This is a genomic window from Photorhabdus antumapuensis (assembly GCF_020387775.1).
In the GTDB taxonomy this organism is placed as follows: Bacteria; Pseudomonadota; Gammaproteobacteria; order Enterobacterales; family Enterobacteriaceae; genus Photorhabdus; species Photorhabdus antumapuensis.
The window spans coordinates 101,998-121,023 of the sequence record NZ_JAHZMK010000014.1 but is presented as its reverse complement, the minus strand read 5'-3'; the positions used below and the strand labels follow the sequence as shown (position 1 = coordinate 121,023).

Sequence of the window (19,026 nt, the reverse complement as noted above, 5' to 3'; positions counted from 1 at the left end):
GCACATGTTTCATTTAATCTATCCCAGGTTAAACCTTTAATTCCTCTGGGGTTCCATCTCTATATGGCACTAGCGTCGTCCTATCTTGCGAATCAACCGCACAATGATTATTACCAACAACAACCATGACCAAATCGCTGGTTGCCTTAATCGCGTGATCTATTTCCCCATTCACAAAATAACAAACCCCAGGCTCTATTTCATGCTTTTCACCAGCATAAATAACATAACCCGTTCCTGAGAGTACAAATAAAATATGATGCCCTAAGTGAGTATGATTCTGCATCCCTTCATTTTTGCTGAAACGAATTAAATCAGCACCAAAGCCATCAAACGAAACTAATCCCTCGCCCGTTCCCATACTGTTAACCATTTTATGACTTCTAGCCATTGTATCTACAACGAGATGTTCACCGTTCCAATGACAAAATCTATTTTTAATAAATTCCATATTACCTTCCTTTTATCTCTACAAATAAAATTTTATTTTAAAGTAACTATCATCTCTATTTGTTAATTAAAATAATACTATCCATCGACCAAATAAAATAATATTTCCCAGTAAAATTTCAATCATCACAAACTCATATCAACAAAGAAACTAACTGGTTATTAACAATATATCAAATGGAAATATGTAATTCCATAGTAGTATTTTATAAAAGCTCACTCTGTGATAACAATCACTGTAAAACTCTTATTTTAAATTTCCTTGTAGAAGATAATCCCAGTTTAAAATAATACTAGCCAAAAGTTAGGTTAATTATATTATTAAGTCAGGACAATAATGGTGCTAATTAAATTGAACTTAATCCTCACTAAAAATAACCATTTCAGAGATATATAAATACAAATTTTTTATTTTAGTGCTCAGGTCTGACATTTCATCTTTATCATAGAGAGGAACAGCATAAATTGTGCTACAAAGAAACCCCACAACCTCTGCCGAGATTGTGGGGGTTTTTACCATTATTTCACCATGCTCTCTGGTTTTCCTGTTCCGCTTCACTTCCTACTGTTTTGCAACCGCAGATTCATTGTGAGGTAACCAGTAACGCCGATGTTCAAAAGCATATTTGGGCAATCGAATACGCAACGGTTTCTGCCCGGAAGGCCAGCAAATACGCCAATCTATATCCTGACCTCGTAACCATAAAAATCGAGAGTCATCCTCTGCCATATGAAGCCATTGATCTTCTTTGGTTGAAGCAGACGAAGCAAAATCCCGTAGCTGTTTCAGAAGATCCTGCCGTGATGTTGCAACAAATAATGCCCGATAGGATAACGCTGCCCTGCCAAACTGTAATGTCCAGCTAACCGCTGGCAGCTCAATGTTTTCATCGCTCTCAATAAAACCCCCTAGCATAGCCACCATTTTTTGTAACGATGCCTGGCTATTAGCCGAGATAGGATAATAATATCCCTCCAAATTGGCTTTAATCTGTTGCTGCACTTGAGTTGGTGCCTCCTCCAGAATGACATGGGAGTTGCTGCCACCCAATCCAAAAGAACTGAGCCCAGCGAAACGTTTTTGCCCTGCCCCAACCCGCCAGGAATTTTCTTCTGTAGCCAGTTGTAAGCGCGAATCCACACTATCAATTTCAGGATTCAAACGCTGAAACGCTGCGCTAGGTACAATAGATTTATGCTGCAACATTAATAAAACTTTAACAATGCCCGCTAACCCCGCAGCCCCTTCTAAATGCCCAATGTTGGCTTTTACTGAACCAATATAGCAAGGTTGTGATATCTCTCCCGATTTATCATGGTTAAAGACTTCATTAAGCGCATTAAATTCTATGGGATCACCCAACGAGGTTCCCGTTCCATGTGCTTCAAGGTAACTGATCTGTTCCGCAGAGATTCCAGCCTGTTGCAAGCTATCTTTAACTAACGCAATTTGCTGCTCAGGGTTAGGTGAAGTCAGTGAATTAGCGCGTCCACCATGATTGACCGCCGATGCCCGAACGTATCCATAAATCGGATCCCGATCCTCTAAAGCCTGTTTTTGCGTCTTCAAGAATAGACAGACAGCTCCTTCACCACGGACAAAACCATTAGCATCCGCGTCAAAAACCCGGCAACAACCATCTTTAGATAACATTCCCGCCCGGTAATAAGCAGCCATGTTGAATGTGTTGCTCAATAGGTTAACGCTGCCAACTATCGCCTGTTGGCATTCCCCAGAACGTAATGAATTCACCGCCTGAGTTAGTGCCGTCAATCCACTTGAACACGCAGTGTCAATCTGCAAACTTGGGCCAATAAAGTTGTAATAAAATGACAACCTGTTAGCCAGAAGGCAATTCAGTGTCCCTGTCGTTGCATAGGCATTTGCCATCGCCATATCGGCCGCAACGAGTTCACGATAATCATTACTGCACGAACCAATAAAAACACCGGTCTTTGATCCTGAATAGCCAAGCGGATTAGCACCACTATCTTCGATCGCCTGCCAGGTCAATTCCAATAGCATTCTCTGTTGCGGATCCATCATGGCCGCCACTCGCGGAGAAATACCAAAAAACGGTGCATCAAAACCATCAATACTATCAAGCAACCCCGCTTTTAAGGCTTTTTTAGGCAACGGAATCGCGTAAGGTTTTCCAGAGGCAAACCGATGCTCAGGAATCTCTTTTATCACACTGCGCCCGGATCTTAAGATCTCCCACATTTGATCAGGAGAATCTTCCGCCCCAGGTAATCGGAAAGCCATGCCCACAATAGCAACAGGCATCTGTTTCGTATCACCTGCACTACTTACTGAGGGAGTAATAGAACTCAAATGATCCAATAAAGCAGATTTAGCGATCCGCTGTTCATCCGGGCTAAGTGAATGATATATGTGATACAGATTATCCATGCTTTCCTCCTGCCATGAGGCGCTGCAACTCTAATGCTGCTTCACCATCAAGACAACGCATCGCATTAATAAAATCATCTAAGGAATGTTTGTTTTCAGTCGGTTCAGTTTTGGAAGTATCAAGATATCCAATCAATCGATGCGGTGAGCTATAACGCCAAAACAGCGTTGGCGATAATTTTCGGCGAAAATGTACTGACATTCGCTCTGCAAGTTTTACCGCCTTGAGCGAATCAATACCTAAATCAGCCCAAGTACGTTGCATCATTGATTCAGTAAAATCTTCGTCCCAATTCAAGAAATCAGCCAAGAGCGTGCGTAGCTGACCAGAGACTGGTTTACCCAATTTACCTTCCATCTGATGGGCTACAGATTGTGATCCAGACAGAGCGCGAACCTGAGTAACAATCTCGGTAATAAATTCAGACGCCTCTACCCCATTGAGCAGATAGTGATTAAATGCCAGAACGAGGTTCATCTCTTTGTTGTGAGGCGCACCGATGAACAATGTTGACTGAGATGGCGGCACAATAATAGGTACGGCAAAGGTAGCGCCATCGTTGCCGGTATAGGAGATCATCATAGGAACATCAATATCAACGGGCAGTTTTTCCGCATCGGGATCAAGTACACTATTCAAGTGTTGCCTGAACTCAAAAAAGCTCATTGTCTGCGTTCTCGGTACTTTCAGCGAACTCAAATCGCCTTTTTCATCCAGAAAAGCAATACCCAGGTTAATATCCGTATAAGTGTGATAACGCTCTTGATCAAGCGGTCTCGAACGCAACATCGGGAATTTTTTCAATGCCTGAGCAATCGCATAAGTGATTACCTGAAATGGTGTTATCCACTCCTGCTGCCCGGAAGTTTCCGTTAAATGGCGAATAGCATTATCAACAAGCTCAATCGATAAGGGTTTAGCTGCCCAGCAAGGTTGTACAGCAGCACTATTTAACCGTATTGCACGATTAAGACGCTGCTGATCTCTGGACAGAAAACCCACATTGTCATTTTCTGCATTGCTCTTTTCCGACGGCTTAGTTTCACGGTGCTGTTGAAGGTACTCATCTATATGATTGGGCAATAATGTCCCATGTTTTTCCGCCAGTTGACTAAGAATGTGCGGCTCAATTTGGTGTTCTTGTGCGTACTGACGGGTTTTCGGCGGAATACGCGCAGGAGGAGCAGATACCTCGGGAGCAGCCTCCACTTTCTCTATTTTTTCTACTGCTTCCGCCACTCTCTCCATTTTCTCCGGCGGAGGCGTTAACTCTTCACTGACAGGGGAAGGCTCTGCCATCTCGCCAACGGCTCTGATGACGGCAATAGGCGATCCAACAGGGATAATATCATTTTCCGCAGCTAACCATTTTTCCAGTATCCCTTCAACATCAGACTCAATGGTAAAGGCGGCCTTATCCGTCTCCATTTCATAAACAGGTTCATCACGCTTAACATGATCTCCCACCTGTTTAAGTAACTGGATGATGACGACTTCAGTGGTTCCTTCTCCCATCGGGGGAATAAGCAACTGTGCCATAAGTTCTCCTTAGCTCATTACCGCATGGACGGAGGCCAAAATGTCATCCGTGCTGGGTAAAACAGCTTTCTCTAAACAAGGATTAAAAGGAATATGAATATCTTCACGCGTCACCAGACGCGGAGGTGCCAGTAAAGAGAAGAAATTGTCATTCTCATCCAAAATATCAGCAATAATGGATGCACCAACACTGGCCGTCCGGGTATCCTCTTGCACAACGATAAGCCGCCCGGTTTTGCGCAAAGATTCCGCAATCCGTTGTTTATCCCAAGGTACCAGACTACGTAATTCAATTACTTCAATGTCAATATTGTCTTTTTCTGCCTGAAGAGCAGCCATAGTCGCAAGCTGAATAGTATTTCCCCAGCCAACCAGTGTAATATCCTTTCCTGCCCTGACGATATTTGCCTGCCCAAGCGACACTGGACTCACCAACTGGCGTTCATGGCGCTCTCTCATAAGGTGTTTAGGGATCAGGATCAGACTCGGCATGTCCAGACTTAACGCTGTACGGAACAATGCGACGGTATCAGCCGGTGTTGTTGGAACAAGAACGTTAATACCGGGAATATGCGCTAAGATACCGTCCGAGCTTTGGCTGTGCCATATACCGCCTCCTGGGAGATAAGCGCCATAAGGAGCATATATCACCACCGGACAGCGCCATTTTCCTACCGTTCTCCAACTTAAAGTGCCAAGTTGTGACTGTAGCTGATTGAGTCCCAGCCCAACAAAATCAATAAATTGCAGTTCAACAATCGGACGCCAACCACAGGCAGACAACCCAACAGACGAACCAATAATCGTGGCTTCAGAAAGGGGGGCATTAATCACGCGATCAGGATAACGGGTGGATAAGCCACGGGTGAAACCAAAAACCCCCCCTTTAGGATCCTCAATATCCTCACCAAATAACAGCACATTCGGATGCTGACTTAATGCCTCGTCCAAAACCTGATTTACCGCTTTGACCTGTGTCTCTTCAGCTTCCATCTCAACATGTACGGTAGGCGTTCCTTCACGATTGCATAAATAGGTACTGACAGTTGCAGGATCAGGCTCTTCCTCGCGGTAAACACGCTCGAATATTTCCGCTACATCAGCTTTGATGCTCTCTTTTTGTTCAGCCAGAGCCTGCTCGGTAATCGCTCCTTTTGCCTTTAAATAAGCGACGTAATTTTCAATAGGATCCTGTAGTACTTCCAGTTCATCCGGGGTACGGTACAGTTTGTGAGAATCTGAATTAGAGTGAGAATCCAACCGGTCCAAACGACAAACCAATATGCAAGGAGTCCGCTCAAATCGCGCCTTATTGAATACCTCCTGTGCAACAGGAAACACAGTTTCCGGACTGCGGGCATCAACACGGCGGATCAAACACTCGTTAAATATTCCCAATCGATACGGAGCCATCTTCTCCGTTGACGTACTAATACCCAATTTATTATCGGAAACCACAAAAACTACCGGCAAACGCCTTTCAACCGCAAAGCTGACCGCTTCATAAAATTCTCCCTGCCGGGTTGCCGCATCGCCGACACCACACACGACAAGCCCGTTTTTATTGTCCAACACGCTTGCCCAAGCAGCGCCAGCCGCGGGAATACATTGGGTCCCCGTCAGGCTGACTACCGAGAAGATATTATGCTCTTTGGAGCAAAAATGGTTCGACATGGTTCGGCCGGCTGAGTGAGAAGTGGCCTTCCCCATAAGTTCCCTTGTCATTTCAACAATCGACATACCACGCGCTAATACTAATGCCCGATCACGATAGTAAGGAACCAGTACATCATTCTTTTCCATAAGCTGAGGCAGCACAGCCAACCCTTCATGTCCAGCAGCCGACACATGAAACCAAGCTCGGCCTTGTCGCGTGACTATTGCACTACGATTATCAAATTCCCGTGACAGCAGCATGTCATAAAGTAACTTTTGCTCATCCAAACAATCATTAATTGAAGGGTTGTATTCCTTAAGAGGTACTTCATTGATCTGTACGTCTATCACTCTCTTTTTCCTCACAAATAGTTAACGTGGTAGTTGTCGTTATTGCGCTTTAATGCCTGATAAAAAAGCGAACACGGGGTAGTCCCGTTCATGATTACTTGAGAGACTATAGATCCCGATAAAGAAGTGAACGTAGGGGTATTTCCCACACGAATTACAAAAGATAGAGGTATACACCTAATATGGAAGGAAAAATTATCTCCATAACCATAAATGGCTTCGGCTGTCATGGTATTCCCTAAATTTTTAGCATTGTCCTGAACATAATGTGACACCATTTAAAAAACTCCAACCGATGAACAACAGCCATTCGTTAAGAGTAGGGCCAACAAGCATCGGCATTTCCATGATTACAATACAATAAAAAAACAGGTTTTTACCTATGTCTTTGAGTCCTGCAATGATAACGAACTATCCCGATAGACACTGAGACATAGGAATAATTCATTACTTTGCTAAATTATTTTGATAATCAGATTTTTTCGACAAGCTCTTCATTAGGTATTTTTATGTTTAACCAAGACATAGCCTCAATAATAACACGTATTATATCAATCGAACTTGAGACTTTATGCTCACATTAGAATTCATTATATTTTGTGATGAATGTCAATAATGACCTCCTCATATCGAACAATAGATAAAACTGAATTGACGAAATCACCCAGCATCAATCCTGATATTTTATAAAAATTTAGCTTATTATCTCTCATGTTTTATCATAAAAAAAACTGTAGTAATGCGGGAGTGATCACAAAAAGGGCAGCAAAAAATTTAACTATATGATTACTATGAAATTATCATCCCAAACAGCGCTGATACTATAATGCAATTAGTAGGATATCAACATATAAAAATATATTTCATAACCTTTTGAATGTATTACCAACCATTCAAATAGTAAATTAAAAAAATGATAAGATAAAATATAATTTCCAAGATGTTGATTTTAATGAATTTATCTCTATGTTATATAATTATTTCCATAAATAATAGAATCAAATGCAGATATAATTTTCATACTTCGAAGAGTGATTAATTAATGCAATTATTTCTACTTTAGATACTCTTTCTCATTTCAAATAACAACGGCTTTGACAGCCCCTTTGTTTAACATTGACAAACAACTCCAGCACTTTCGCACCATGCCAATCATTTCCGTTGATCTTGCAAACGCAAACCTGAACCTGAACACTTGATGGTAGATATCCATTCCACCGTTACTTATCTTTCATGCCGAATTTGAGTATTCGATCACAATAGCTTCATCTGGTTAGTCGACTTGATTGCGATCTGCTAATCAACTCAATTATCTTTTAGTCCAAAAAAACCAGCTTGATAATTTAATTACGATATAATAACTCATATCCCAAAAGGGTACATATCATGAAAAACCTTCACTATCTGATTGTCACACCAGGATTAATATTTTCAGCCGCTGCCCTTGCATCACCCGCCAATAGCATCGAGGCACGCCTGGATGCACTGGAACAGCGACTGCAACAAGCAGAACAGCGGGCTGCCCAAGCGGAAGCACGAGCCACTGCCGCCGAGCAACGCGCACAGCAACTAGAACAGCGCACTATCGAAACCAAACAACAGACCATACAAATAGCACAAAGCACTACTCCGCTGGAAAACAGTGCTTCATCAACCAAAAACTTGAAACTGAATGATTTCGCCGATCTAAAATTGTACGGCGATGTAGAATTCAATCTTGACAGCACTAGCCGAACCGGTCAGCTTACTTCACTTAAAACCAGCGATAATAAAGACTGGAAACCTGGTGACAAAGAGCGTTGGAATATTAATGGCCGCATCTTGATCGGGCTGGACGGTTACCGCCGCGATCAAAACAACAACTTTGCCGGCTTTAGCGTGCAACCGTTGGCCGACATAACTGGCAAAATGAATCTCGATGACGCCGCTTTCTTCTTCGGCAATGAGAAAAACTGGCTGGCAAAAATCGGGCGTTTCGAAGCCTACGATATGTTCCCACTCAACCAAGATACTTTTATTCAGTATTCTGGTAATACCGCCAACGATTTATATGCCGATGGTTTCGGCTATATCTATATGATGAAAGAAGGACGTGGCCGCAGTAACAGCGGTGGTAACCTAATGCTGAGTAAATACGCTGGCAATTGGTATTTCGAACTCAATACTCTATTCGAAGATGGCACTTCACTATTCCAAAACAACACCTACCACGGCAACACGCTGGAAAATAAAAAAAATGTCGCCTATTTGCGTCCAGTAGCCGCCTGGAAAAAAGACCAATTCAGTGCTGCCATAGCGATGGAGAGTAATATCGTCAATAACGCCTATGGCTACCAGAATGACCAAGGGCGATGGATCGATCAATCCAGACGCAATGGTTACGGCATGACACTAAGTTGGAACGGTCTGGTGACCAATCCTGATGACGGCATTGTCGCTAACCTGAACACCGCCTATCTGGATGCCTCGGATGAACACAATTTCACTACCGGAATCAATGTGATGTGGCATCGTTTCGAACTGGGTTATATCTATGCCCACAACAATATCAAAGCGTTCAATACTGACGATACGACCGCACATATTAATCACCCATTCAGTGAGCCGGGTAAATACGATATAAATACCATCCATATGTCATATCAGATTCCTAGCATCATGAATATGAAAAACTTTAATCTCTATCTTGGCGCCTACGTCTCTATGCTGGAGGCAAATGCTAACAACAAAATCACCAATAATAATGGCCGACGCTACGGCGCACGCGCCAGATTTAAATATCTCTTCTGATGTAGGTTAATGGCCTCCGTTATCGGCATAACCGTAATTGAAGTAGTCAACCAGATCTAAATTTTTAACGCGATCATACTGGCAAATAAATAAAACAGAGGACAAAACATGATGAACCGAATAGGTGAATTAACCGCGGAGCTTCTCAGTTCAATGAATCAGTATGACCTTAAACGACTGGATAATATTTTTTCTGAAAATATTTCACTTTATTATCCAGGTATTCCTCCAATGGTAGGTAAAAAGATGTCGCTTATTTTTCTCAAATTCTCAATATTTACATTTTACGCAAACTGGTTTCATTGCTAGTCATAACCAGGCTTGCGTTATTTGGGAAAATGAAGGGCGCCGTAAAAATAGTGATATTTATACCCGTTATCTTTCAAGTTGCCTCTTTGTTGGCTGCACTCGCTCACCCCGGTCACATAGTTCGCTATGCTCCCGGGGATTCGCTCCCTTGCCGTCGCGATCTATATTGAAATCCATTGGGTATATTCAGAAACCTAAGCTATCCAGTAGATCATCAACCTGAGCCTGATTAGCAATAACGCCCACGCCGTTTTGGTTCACCTGCGGACCATTTAGCAAGCTGTCAGCCTCTTTCTTAGTTTTCGCTATCTGATCAGCTGGCATATTTTCCATTAATACCATGACCAACTGTTTTTCTATTTCCTGAATAACATCCATCATCCGCTTGATAACCTGACCGGTAAGATCCTGAAAGTCTTGTGCCATCATGATCTCCAGCAGTTGAGCGTTAGTGAAAGCAGTATGTTCAGGTACCGAATTGAGGTAATTCCGGGTATCCATCACCAGAGAACGCGCCACTGGCAATTCAGCTGGGTTTTCAAACCACTCATCCCAACGTTTAGTCAATGATATTGCCGATGCTTCCAACTCATTCTGACGAGGTTGAGCCGCCTCAACACAATTAAGTGCCCTCTCCGCCGCCTGCGCTGTCATCTGCACAACATAGTCCAGGCGTTCTCTTGCATCGGGGATTGCTTCAGCAGCCTGAGCAATGGTTTGATCCAATCCCAACTCACGTAAACTATCACGCAACATACGCGTAAGCTGGCCGATACGGCTGATAATTTCACTGGCACTAATGGTCTCATCCCTTGGCATGACTGGATTTACACTCATTATGTCTCCTTAGAGGCCCAGTTTTTCAAATATTTTGTTGAGCTTTTCTTCCAAAGTAGCTGCGGTAAAAGGTTTAACAACATAACCACTGGCCCCGGCTTGCGCGGCTGCAATGATATTTTCTTTCTTCGCTTCTGCGGTCACCATCAAAACCGGTATCTTAGCCAATTGGGCATCTTCACGAATGATTTTTAGCAACTCTAAACCATCCATATTGGGCATATTCCAATCAGAGATGATAAAGTCAAATTGAGATGCACGAATCTTAGCCAAGGCTTCTACCCCATCTTGAGCTTCTTCTACATTATTAAAGCCCAATTCTTTTAAAAGATTACGAACAATGCGACGCATGGTTGAAAAATCATCAACCACCAAAAATCTCAGATCCTTATTCGCCATAAAAACTCCTTGAAATTATTTACCAGTCAGCGCAGAGCCGCTTAAAAAATTAAATTTATACCCGTCATCTTTCAAGTTGCCTCTTTGTTGGCTGCGCTCACTCACCCCGGTCACATAGTTATCTATGCTCCCGGGGATTCGCTCCCTTGCCGTCGCGATGCATCTTGAAATCCATAGGGTATATTCGATAGCCGTTAAATACGGACAGCTTGCCCCGAGCTTATTTTTGCCAGCATTTTCTTGCTCATTTTGAGTATATCCATGACCTCATCCACCGCCCCCATTTGTATTGCCGCTCTTGGCATACCAAATACCACACAACTTGCTTCATCCTGCGCCAACGTGTACGCTCCAGCTTGCTTCATCTCCAGTAAACCTGCCGCACCATCACTGCCCATGCCGGTCAGTAACACTCCGACAGCATTCCTCCCGGCAAATTTAGCAACTGATCGGAACAACACATCCACAGACGGACGATGACGATTAACAGCCGGTGCATCGGTGATCAGAATCTGGTAATCAGCACCATTACGGCATAGCTCCATATGGCGATCACCCGGAGCAATGTAGGCATGCCCCGGCAAAATCCGTTCACCATTTTCAGCCTCTTTTACGGTAATTTGGCTAAGTTTATTTAATCGTTCAGCAAAAGAACGGGTAAAACCAGGTGGCATATGTTGAGTAATAAGGAGTGCTGGGCTGGTGACAGGTAACGGTTGCAACAAATTCTTTATTGCTTCCGTTCCTCCAGTAGAAGCGCCTACTGCTATCAGTTTTTCACTGGATAACAAAGGCTTAAAACTTAAAGGAGCAGAACTTACCGGTGTGGTTATTGGCACAGATAGTTTGGCCTGTGCCGCTGTTCGTATTTTCTCCGCAATAAGTTCACTGTAAGCCAGCATTCCTTCACGAATACCTAATTGAGGTTTGGTTACAAAATCAACAGCACCAAGTTCCAATGCCCTTAATGTGATTTCAGAACCTTTGGCGGTCAGAGAAGAGATCATAACCACCGGCATTGGCCGTAAGCGCATTAATTTTTCTAGAAAATCAATACCATCCATGCGTGGCATTTCAACATCTAGTGTGAGTACTTGTGGATTATGCTTTTTAATTAGATCACGTGCTACCAGTGGATCTGGCGCACAAGCCACTACCTCCATATCCGGGTGACTATTGATGATCTCTCGCATGATTTGACGCATAAGCGCTGAATCATCGACACAAAGAACAGTTATTTTATTCATGACCTCTCCTTGCCCGGCCTACACCGTAAACGGTCTGTCCTTGCAAGTAGAATTCCCGGCTTATTTGAGTGACATTTTCAGAATGCCCTGCAAAGAGCAATCCATCAGGTTTTAACAAAGCAACAAAATGGCGCAGTATCCGTTCCTGCGTCTTTTTATCAAAATAAATCATAACATTACGGCAAAAGATGGCATCAAATTTCTCTTCAAACGGCCAATTGGAATCTAACAAGTTTAGACGCTGGAATGTCACCATGTCAGCAAGTTGGGGCCGGACACGAGCATAACCCTCATAAGATCCAATACCTTTAAAAAAGTAACGTTTTCTCTGTTGATCGGTCAGTTGGCGCAATTCATCCAGTCGATAAACCCCTTTGCGTGCTTTTTCCAATACATGGGTATCAATATCACTGGCAATAATTTTTGCCTGGTGAAAACGCTCCCCTAAAACATCACTTAGCGTCATTGCAATCGAATATGGCTCTTCTCCTGTCGATGCCGCTGAACTCCATACCCGGTACGATCCACTCTTCTTACTTGCATGTTTAGCTAACAGAGGAAAATGATGAGCTTCCCTGAAAAAAGCCGTCAGGTTAGTTGTCAACGCATTGATAAACTCCTGCCACTCCTCACTATTCATGTCATTTTCAAGAATGAACAAATATTGCCCAAAATCACGTATTTCAAGTGTACGCAAACGCCGAATTAAACGGTTGTAAACCATCTCCCGTTTATGTGCAGCCAGCACAATACCCGCACGTTGATATATGAGCTGGCAGATGCGCTCAAAATGCGCATCTGACATGGTATAACGCTGAATCATGTGATTCAGTGGCGAAGACGGCAAGCTTGTCGCTGAAGCAATTAAATTTGATTTCATCTGGCCTCAGCGAGTCTGATTGACTGTCCCTTCGCTATCCGCAGACCTCAGCGTCAGTGAAAGTTCATTTTCAAGCTTATTTTCTGAATTATCGGGTAACTCAAATTGTGCCACTATTTTCACCAGAATATCGGCCTGGTCTTCAAGTGCCGCCGCCGCTGCGGCTGACTGTTCAACTAATGCGGCGTTCTGCTGAGTAACCTGATCCATCTGTGTAACAGCTTGTGCTACTTGATGAATCCCCCGACTTTGTTCATCAGATGCCGCAGCAATTTCAGCCATCAGATCCGTGACCTGGTTTACAGAAACGACCAATTCATTCATGGTCTTCCCTGCATGACTAACCAACTCGGAACCTTGGCTTACCCGCTGAACGGATTCACTAATTAATGTCTTAATCTCTTTCGCTGCTTCGGCACTTCGCTGAGCAAGATCCCTCACTTCACCAGCAACAACAGAGAAACCTCGGCCTTGTTCACCTGCCCGGGCGGCTTCTACTGCCGCATTCAGGGCCAAAATGTTGGTCTGAAATGCAATACCATCAATAACGCTGATAATGGCACTGATTTTCTGTGAGCTATTGGCAATTGCATCCATTGTTTCCACAACATCAACTGTCAGTTCGCCCCCTTTAGAGGCTGTTTTCGATGCAGATACTGCCAATTCACTGGCCTGACGAGCATTTTCCGCATTCTGACGCACAGTTGCAGTCAGTTGTTCCATACTGGCTGCCGTTTCTTCCAGTGATGCAGCTTGCTCTTCAGTGCGGGAAGAGAGATCGGTATTACCCTGAGTAATTTCCTGAATACCGCTATACATCAAATTAGTATTCTCTTTTACCAAAGTAATGGAATTAACCAGTGAACGTTGCATTTCACGTAATTTGAGGAACACTTCACCAATTTCATCTTGAGTGAAAACAGAAACTTCTTTATTAAGTTTTCCTTCCGCAACATTCTGGAAGTGACTACGCATATTGGCAAAAGGTCTGAGCAGATTCTTTTTCAACCACCAATGAGCCGCCCAGGCAACAGCCAGTACCATTAAGATCGCACCGGCAAACATGGCAACTGAAATTTGGTAATAAAGACGACCATCTTGAACGGCGGTTGTAATCTCTTCACCGATATATTGCATATAATGATTGAAATCAGATTCAAGTTGCTGCTGATACTTTTCTGTCGGCTGGTCTAAGAATGCATCATAATTACCACTTTCTAAAAAAGCCGAGAGTTCTCTAAGCGCTTTGATATATTCCTTATAACTGGTTTCTACTGAAGCCAGCAATACACTACTACCATCCTCGTCATTTAATTTAGGCAGCGCAATAAACTCGGCAAAATGCATCTCAGCCCTATCTAAGGTCTCCTTAACATTAGCAACCATACTGCCAATATGATCCTCAGATTGTTGCAGCGTTTTCCCTACAGCGATTCGATTAAGTGTATTACGCGATTGCAGCAGAGCTGCCCAGCTCAACCCTAAGGTATCCCTCTTCTGTGTTCCCAGATCAATCCGTTCAATATAAGACTGATCTGCGTGAATAATTCCAAGTGATAAACCACTTGAGATTATCTGCATTACACAAAACATCATCAGTAACAGATATAAACTGGTTGATATACGAAGCCTGCCTAACATGTAATCACCTCTGTTAACGGCTGCATGTGCAGCCGTAGTTATCGCTTAGTGTTTTAAAATGTTTCCCAATTAGCTTGTTCTTCCACATTGTTGGCTTTCTTCAACACCAGTGGATTCGATTTAGCAGGAGGAGTCTTAGCCACAGGCAAATGCTCAATTTTCATTTCGGGTTGAGATTTATCGCCAAGATTCGGTAATTGGAACAGAGAAACTAGTTTCTTCAATCCAGCCGCTTGATCTTCCAAAGCCGCCGCCGCCGCCGCGGATTGCTCAACTAAAGCAGCATTTTGTTGTGTTACACGATCCATTTCGGAGATAGCCAGGCCAACCTGAGTTATCCCTCTGCTTTGTTCATCGGATGCAGATGCAATTTCACCCATAATGTCAGTTACACGGGTTACTGAACTGACAATGTTATTCATTGTTTCACCTGCGCTCTCAACCAAGACAGAACCTGTATCCGCGCGGCTTACTGAATCTTCTATTAATGCTTTGATCTCTTTTGCTGCCTCAGCACTACGCTGTGCAAGGTTACGCACTTCTCCTGCCACAACAGCAAAACCTCGCCCATGTTCACCGGCACGTGCAGCTTCCACTGCGGCATTCAGCGCCAAAATGTTAGTCTGGAACGCAATAGCATCAATAACACTGGTAATATCGGAAATCTTCTGAGAACTACCGGCAATTTCACGCATTGTCTGTACAACATTCGCCACGACTTTTCCGCCCTGGCGTGCAACTTCAGAAGCACTATCAGCCAGGTTACTTGCCTGAAGAGCATTTTCCGCATTTTGGCGTACAGTTGCTGTCAATTGCTCCATACTGGCGGCAGTTTCTTCCAAAGAAGCAACCTGTTCCTCAGTACGCGAAGAGAGATCATTATTTCCGGCGGCAATTTCACTGGTTCCATCATAAATGCTTTCACTACTTTGACGAACACTACTGACAGTAGTGATAAATTCTTTCTGCATATGCTTCAGGCCAACAGCCAGCGTACTCATCTCATTTCTGCCTAAAACAGTAATATTTTGTGTCAAATCACCGGTGGAAAGCGCCTTAATGTTCTCCAATAATTTGTTTAACGGATTCAGTAAACTATGTTTGATGCTAACCCAACTAAAAATCATGGCTGAAACCAGAATCAGTATGACAATACCCAACATAATTATCGCATTTCTGTAGGATATATCTGCATCAAATACCACATCAGAATAGAGATGATCATTTTGAGTCAAATAGAAGTTATATTCTTCCTCAAAAGCACTCTGATATTTGCTCGTTGGCTGGTTGAAAAATTCTACCGACCGATCATGTTCAAGCAGCACAATAAGCTCATGAAGCGCTGAAATATAAACATCATAGGCTTTTTTAAGGCGATTAAGACTTTCTGATTCATGAATAGGCAATTTAGCGGTCTGTTCGTATTGTTCAAAACGCTGCTCTGCAATAGAGAGGTTACTTCTGGTATCTGTCAGTAACTGCTCCAGTGTGTAGTAATTATCGACTCCCTCGTCTTTTTTCATCATGTAACGAATGCCAGCACGGTTCAAACTGTTACGGGCCTGTAACAAATTAACCCAAGTGTCATTCAAAAATGTCTGCTGTTCCCGCATTTTATCCAGTATTTCTAAATTTTCCTTGTTACTTTTCAACTCATGGAAGAAAAGCCCTCCGGATATAAATTGCAGAGCACCAAATAATATGATGACCGCCATCAGTCCGGTCACTATTTTCATTCGGTTAAACATGTTTTCCCTTTTTACAATAGATCAGCATGGCTCTGTTATCGGCATCATCAAGGGAAACTTTACTGGTCGAATAAAAGAAATTTGAATATTTTTTCTGGTTTGGAATTTACGGGAATACAGACAAAAAATAACTACCATCTGTCGATGATGGCAGTCACATTTAATGATTAGTTTTTAGCCACTGAATCGACCAACGCCATCTCTTCGCTATTAAGCAATTTCTCAATATCCACTAAAATCAGCATACGATCATCAAGTGAACCCAATCCTGTTAAATATTCGGTAGATAATGTTACTGCAAATTCAGGCGCCGGACAGATTTGCTCAGCTTTGAGCGATAAAACATCCGAAACACCATCAACGACAATACCAACCACTCGGTTTAACAGATTCAGAACAATAACAACAGTATTATCATTATAGGTAACCGTTTCCTGGGCAAATTTAATTCTCAGGTCAATAATAGGCACAATAACGCCACGCAGATTAGTTATCCCTTTAATGAATGCCGGAGTATTTGCAATACGGGTGACCTGATCATAGCCCCGGATCTCCTGTACTTTCAGTATTTCGATACCATACTCTTCATCACCCAGGGTAAAAACCAGATATCCTTCCCCGGCAGTTTCTCCTGACAATTTATTAAACGCTTCTATGGCCGACATGATCTTACCTTTTACTGTGAGATTGACGATTTTCCATGGGGATACTCCCCCATTCAGTGCTTATTTTTTGCTAATAACTCAGCTTTGCTGAGTGCCAATTGGTCATGATTGAGTTGCTGCAAGGCAGAAACATCAATAATCAACGCCACACTGCCATCTCCCATAATGGTGGCAGCGGAGATCCCGGGTACTTTGCGATAGTTACTTTCGATATTTTTCACAACCACTTGATGCTGCCCAACTAATTGATCAACCAGCAAGGCATAACGACGGCCAGCACTTTGTACAATCACAATAATCCCTTTCGTCGGATCTGTTTTTGCATCAGGAATATCAAAAACTCGATATAACTTAATGAGTGGCAAGTATTCTCCTCTGACATGCAATAATTTTTCATCTCCCGCCAAGGGATAAATATCTTCTTCCTGCGGTTGAAGAGAACTGACTACCGCACTCAACGGCAAAATAAACACTTCGCCATTCACTTTCACTGACATACCATCAAGGATTGCCAGTGTCAGAGGTAACAAAATCCGAGTCACTGTCCCTTTACCTGCCTGGAAGTTAATCTGGATTTGCCCTCCCATTTCCTGAATATTTCGCTTAACCACGTCCATTCCTACACCGCGGCCAGATACATCTGTTACAACTTCAGCCGTGGAAAAACCAGGCGCGAAAATCAACATCGCAACCTCTTCGTTACTCATGTTTTCACTGACTGATAGCCCTTGTGATATCGCTTTGGCCAGAATCTTTTCACGGTTCAACCCGGCACCATCATCCACAACTTCAATACAGATATTCCCGCCCTGATGTTCAGCAGAAAGTGTCAAGTTGCCCGTTTCAGGTTTGCCCACAACAAGCCGATCTTCCGGCTCTTCAATACCATGATCTAGACTGTTACGGACTAGATGAGTCAGCGGATCAATAATGCGCTCGATTAAACTCTTATCCAACTCAGTGGAACTGCCAACCAAAGTTAGATCCACTTTTTTATTCAGCTTGCTAGCAAGATCCCTGACTAAACGTGGGTAACGGCTGAACACATATTCCATTGGCATCATACGGATAGACATCACAGATTCTTGCAAATCTCTGGAATTTCTCTGTAACTGCACCATACAATTTAGCAAATCGCCATACAAAGTCGGTTCAAGAGCGTTACAATGCTGAGCCAGCATAGATTGGGTAATAACCAATTCACCAACCAGATTTATCAGTTGATCAACCTTCTCAACCGCAACTCGAATACTGGAAGATTCTGCCCGTTGACGTGGCGATCCAGCCGGAGGTATCGGTGCAGGACGTCCAGCCGGCGGTGTGGAACCTTTTTCCGGCGTAGTTGTTTTAACAACTTTAGCTGTATCTTTATTTTTAACTTTGTCTTTGGGTTCAACTACCGGCAAAAAAGTGATCTGTTCCGGTTCAATAACAAAACAGAGCACCGCAGTAATATCGTCCTCCGTGGCTGATGTTACTAATGATGCTTCAACACTATCCCTAGTCTGTTCAGTATCATAAACCTCCCCCAGATTACTCAGCTCATCAAGCATCAGAGAAACTTCACGCTCTTTCAAACCAGAAAGATGAACCCGAACTCTACCTTGCTGGTTTTCAGTCGCAGCAGGCTCCGATTTTAATTCTGGCTCAGATTCAGGCACCTCTGGCATCACCGCATCCATGACAGACTCAACACCGCCTTCATTCTCTCTCTGTACTTCCAATGCAAGCTGGCGCAAAGTCTCACAGATGTAGGTAAACGCACTTTCATCCGGCTCCTGAGAACTTTTATAGGCATCCAACTGTTGCTGCATAATATCTTTCGCTTCTAAAAACAGGTTGATAATATCAGTCGTCAGACTCATTTCATCTCGTCTGGCACTGTCCAGCAAATTTTCCAGAACATGCGTGGTTTGCTGTAGTTTGATAAAACCAAAAGTCGCAGCGCCACCTTTTATTGAGTGAGCACTACGAAAAATAGCATTCAATTGCTCCCGATCTGGCTCATCAGGATCGAGCTGCAATAGATGCTGCTCCATATCCTCCAGCAATTCGTCTGCTTCATCAAAAAAGGTCTGATAAAACGCGGTAATATCCATT

13 protein-coding genes are annotated in these 19,026 nt (G+C 43.2%); 1 reads left to right on the top strand and 12 read right to left on the bottom strand.

Annotation, left to right across the window (positions count from 1 at the left end; genetic code table 11):
* Positions 1-28: 28 nt before the first annotated feature.
* The 4 genes from KZ793_RS05075 to KZ793_RS05060 form a co-directional block, all read right to left on the bottom strand.
* Entirely contained in the window at positions 29-451 is a 423-nt protein-coding gene (locus KZ793_RS05075) for a cupin domain-containing protein (RefSeq protein ID WP_225814055.1), read from the bottom strand.
* Positions 452-1,012: 561 nt separating this feature from the next.
* Positions 1,013-2,863 (bottom strand): type I polyketide synthase, encoded by a 1,851-nt coding sequence (locus KZ793_RS05070; RefSeq protein ID WP_225814053.1) that lies wholly within the window; start codon positions 2,861-2,863, stop codon positions 1,013-1,015.
* Positions 2,856-4,403, bottom strand: coding sequence for a biotin/lipoyl-containing protein (locus KZ793_RS05065; RefSeq protein WP_225814051.1), 1,548 nt, complete (start codon positions 4,401-4,403; stop codon positions 2,856-2,858). Before KZ793_RS05065 ends, KZ793_RS05070 begins: the two co-directional genes overlap by 8 nt.
* A 9-nt stretch (positions 4,404-4,412) precedes the next feature.
* Complete coding sequence (locus tag KZ793_RS05060; protein ID WP_225814049.1) at positions 4,413-6,410, bottom strand: dehydrogenase E1 component subunit alpha/beta; 1,998 nt, start codon at positions 6,408-6,410, stop codon at positions 4,413-4,415.
* 1,386 nt (positions 6,411-7,796) lie between these two features.
* Here KZ793_RS05060 and KZ793_RS05055 point away from each other — a divergent pair.
* Complete coding sequence (locus KZ793_RS05055; protein ID WP_225814048.1) at positions 7,797-9,200, top strand: carbohydrate porin; 1,404 nt, start codon at positions 7,797-7,799, stop codon at positions 9,198-9,200.
* A gap of 495 nt (positions 9,201-9,695) precedes the next feature.
* Here KZ793_RS05055 and cheZ read toward each other — a convergent pair whose 3' ends face one another.
* From cheZ to cheA, 8 genes are all read right to left on the bottom strand, one after another.
* Positions 9,696-10,346 carry a protein phosphatase CheZ gene (cheZ, locus tag KZ793_RS05050; protein WP_225814046.1) on the bottom strand — a complete coding sequence of 217 codons (651 nt, stop codon included), beginning with the start codon at positions 10,344-10,346 and terminating at the stop codon, positions 9,696-9,698.
* 9 nt (positions 10,347-10,355) lie between these two features.
* Positions 10,356-10,745 carry a chemotaxis response regulator CheY gene (gene cheY / locus KZ793_RS05045; RefSeq protein WP_118984425.1) on the bottom strand — a complete coding sequence of 130 codons (390 nt, stop codon included), beginning with the start codon at positions 10,743-10,745 and terminating at the stop codon, positions 10,356-10,358.
* 194 nt (positions 10,746-10,939) lie between these two features.
* Positions 10,940-11,992, bottom strand: coding sequence for a protein-glutamate methylesterase/protein-glutamine glutaminase (locus KZ793_RS05040; RefSeq protein WP_225814044.1), 1,053 nt, complete (start codon positions 11,990-11,992; stop codon positions 10,940-10,942).
* On the bottom strand, positions 11,985-12,872 hold the full coding sequence (gene cheR, locus KZ793_RS05035; RefSeq protein WP_225814042.1) for a protein-glutamate O-methyltransferase CheR: 888 nt from the start codon (positions 12,870-12,872) through the stop codon (positions 11,985-11,987). The genes KZ793_RS05040 and cheR overlap by 8 nt, the downstream gene beginning before the upstream one ends.
* 6 nt (positions 12,873-12,878) lie before the next feature.
* Positions 12,879-14,513, bottom strand: a complete 1,635-nt coding sequence (locus tag KZ793_RS05030) for a methyl-accepting chemotaxis protein (RefSeq protein ID WP_118984428.1) — start codon at positions 14,511-14,513, stop codon at positions 12,879-12,881.
* Positions 14,514-14,566: 53 nt separating this feature from the next.
* On the bottom strand, positions 14,567-16,261 hold the full coding sequence (locus KZ793_RS05025; protein WP_225814040.1) for a methyl-accepting chemotaxis protein: 1,695 nt from the start codon (positions 16,259-16,261) through the stop codon (positions 14,567-14,569).
* A gap of 167 nt (positions 16,262-16,428) precedes the next feature.
* A complete protein-coding gene (gene cheW / locus KZ793_RS05020; RefSeq protein WP_015834820.1) occupies positions 16,429-16,926 on the bottom strand; it encodes a chemotaxis protein CheW in 498 nt (165 codons plus the stop codon).
* A gap of 53 nt (positions 16,927-16,979) precedes the next feature.
* The gene (gene cheA / locus KZ793_RS05015) at positions 16,980-19,025 is read right to left on the bottom strand and encodes a chemotaxis protein CheA (protein ID WP_225814038.1); all 2,046 of its coding nucleotides are present in this window, start codon (positions 19,023-19,025) and stop codon (positions 16,980-16,982) included.
* Between the last annotated feature and the right edge of the window lies 1 nt (position 19,026).